This is a genomic window from Bartonella jaculi, from assembly GCF_039543045.1.
Taxonomy (GTDB): domain Bacteria; phylum Pseudomonadota; class Alphaproteobacteria; order Rhizobiales; family Rhizobiaceae; genus Bartonella; species Bartonella jaculi.
Genome location: NZ_BAABIZ010000088.1, coordinates 1 through 2,224, shown reverse-complemented (window position 1 = coordinate 2,224; position 2,224 = coordinate 1). Strand labels below are relative to the sequence as shown.

Below are 2,224 nucleotides of genomic sequence, written 5' to 3'. Positions count from 1 at the left end.
ATTAATAATGAAATTGCCAATGTAAAAGGCGATAGTCTTGTTAAGTGGGATAAAGATGAGCAACTCATCAAGATTGGTGCAGAAAAATACGGTAATAGAATCACTATTTCCGATAAGGATGGTAAGGTACGAACCCTCTCTGGCGTGAAGGCGGCGGAACAGAGCGACGAAGCCGTTAACAAAGAACAGCTTGATAAAGAGGTGACCGATCTTACTAATGAAATTAATGATGTGCGTTCTGCGGCAGTTTTCTACGATACAGAAGAAGATACTGATGACATTAGTGCACTTACGAGATCAGTGCGCAAAGTTAATAAGAATAGCGTCACTTTTGGTGATCCAAGTAAGGGCCAAGTTGGTCTGCATAATGTTGCCAATGGTAAGATTGGTGATGAATCACATGATGCCGTAAATGGCTCTCAGCTTTTTGAGACAAATCAGAATATTGCTACCTATTTTGGTGGTAGTGCTAAGTATGAGAATGGCGAATGGACGATTCCTACATTCAAGCTTAAGACCGTCAATAAAGATGGTGGTGATGTTGAAGAGAAGAGCTATACGAGTGTAGCGGAAGCATTTGAGGGAGTAGGTACTTCTTTCACAAATATTCACAATGAAATTAACAAAAATAGTACAGAGGTTTCTCAGAACATTAAGCAGAATGCGCTGATGTGGAATGACGATGAAAATGCCTTTGTAGCGCAGCATGGAACAGAAGAGGCAGGAAAAACGAATAGCAAAATTAAATATCTTGCGAATGGAGACGTTAGTGCAACTTCAAATGAAGCAGTGAATGGATCTCAGCTTCATACATTGGGCAGCGGTGTTGCTAAGTCTTTTGGTGGTGGTGCTGGCTATGATGATGAGGGCACATGGGGTGCTCCAAAATTCACGGTTAAAACTGTCGATGAAGGTGGCGATATCGAAGATAAAGAGTATCATGATGTAGCTACTGCCTTTACAGGTGTTGGCACTTCTATTACGAATGTTAAAAATGAGATCACCAAACAGATTAATAATGAAATTACCAATATAAAAGGCGATAGTCTTGTTAAACAGGATACAGATACCAAGACTATCAAGGTTGGTGGTGAGACGGATGGCGCTACAATTACTATTACAAATAAGAGTGGTGAGGATCGGACCCTTTCTGGTGTGAAAAAGGCAGAGAATGACAATGAAGCGGTTAACAAAAAACAACTCGAAGAAAGTTTAAAAGATCTTTCTGATAATCTTCAGTCTGATGATTCAGCTGTTGTTCATTACGATAAAACAGATGATGAAAATGGCAGCATTAATTATGAAAGTGTGACGTTAGGTAAGGGTAAGGAAGCAAAACCTGTTGCTCTCCATAATGTAGCTGCTGGTAATATTACAGAGGATTCACATGATGCAATCAATGGTGGACAAATTAATAAAATCTTTGAAGGTATTGCTAAGTTTTTGGGTGGTGGTACAGCCTTTACAGATGGTGCTTTCACTGGTCCAACCTATAAATTGTCTCAGATTTCCAAAGATGGTGATGTAACAGACAATTCTTTCACAGAGGTAGGAAAAGCTTTTGAAGGTCTTGATACGAGTATCAAAAATGTGAATCAACGCATTAAAGATGTTTCTCAGGGTGTTGCTCAGGATTCTTTATTATGGAGCAAGGATGCTAATGCCTTTGTAGCGCAGCATGGGAAAGATAATGAGAAAGCTAATAGCAAAATTAAGTATCTTGCGAATGGAGACGTTAGTGCAACCTCAAATGAAGCAGTGAATGGATCTCAGCTTCATACATTGGGCACTGAGGTTGCTACGTATTTCGGTGGTGGCGCTAAGTATGAGGATGGCACATGGACCGCTCCTAAGTTCAAGGTTAAGACCGTTAAGGAAGATGGTAGTGATGTTGAAGAGAAGGAGTATGATAATGTTGCTGAAGCATTATCTGATATTGGTACCTCTTTCACGAATATTAAAAATGATATTACAAATGTTGTTAGTGATAGCCTTGTTAAGCAGAATGAAGAAACGCATGTTATCAGCATTGGTGGCGAAAAAAGCGGCACAAGTATTAGCATTGCCAACATTGATGGAGCGGAACGGACCCTTTCAGGAGTTCGTGCGGGCACTCTCTCAGAGGAATCTCTAGAAGCAGTGAATGGTTCGCAGCTTTATTCAATGAACAAGATGTTTGCTGAGTATTTCGGTGGAGGTGCAGGCTATGATAGTAAGGGAAAAT

1 pseudogene is annotated in these 2,224 nt (G+C 40.2%); it reads left to right on the top strand.

The window, feature by feature from the left end:
* Positions 1–2,224, top strand: a pseudogene (locus tag ABD915_RS09400) (hypothetical protein); the annotation flags it as partial.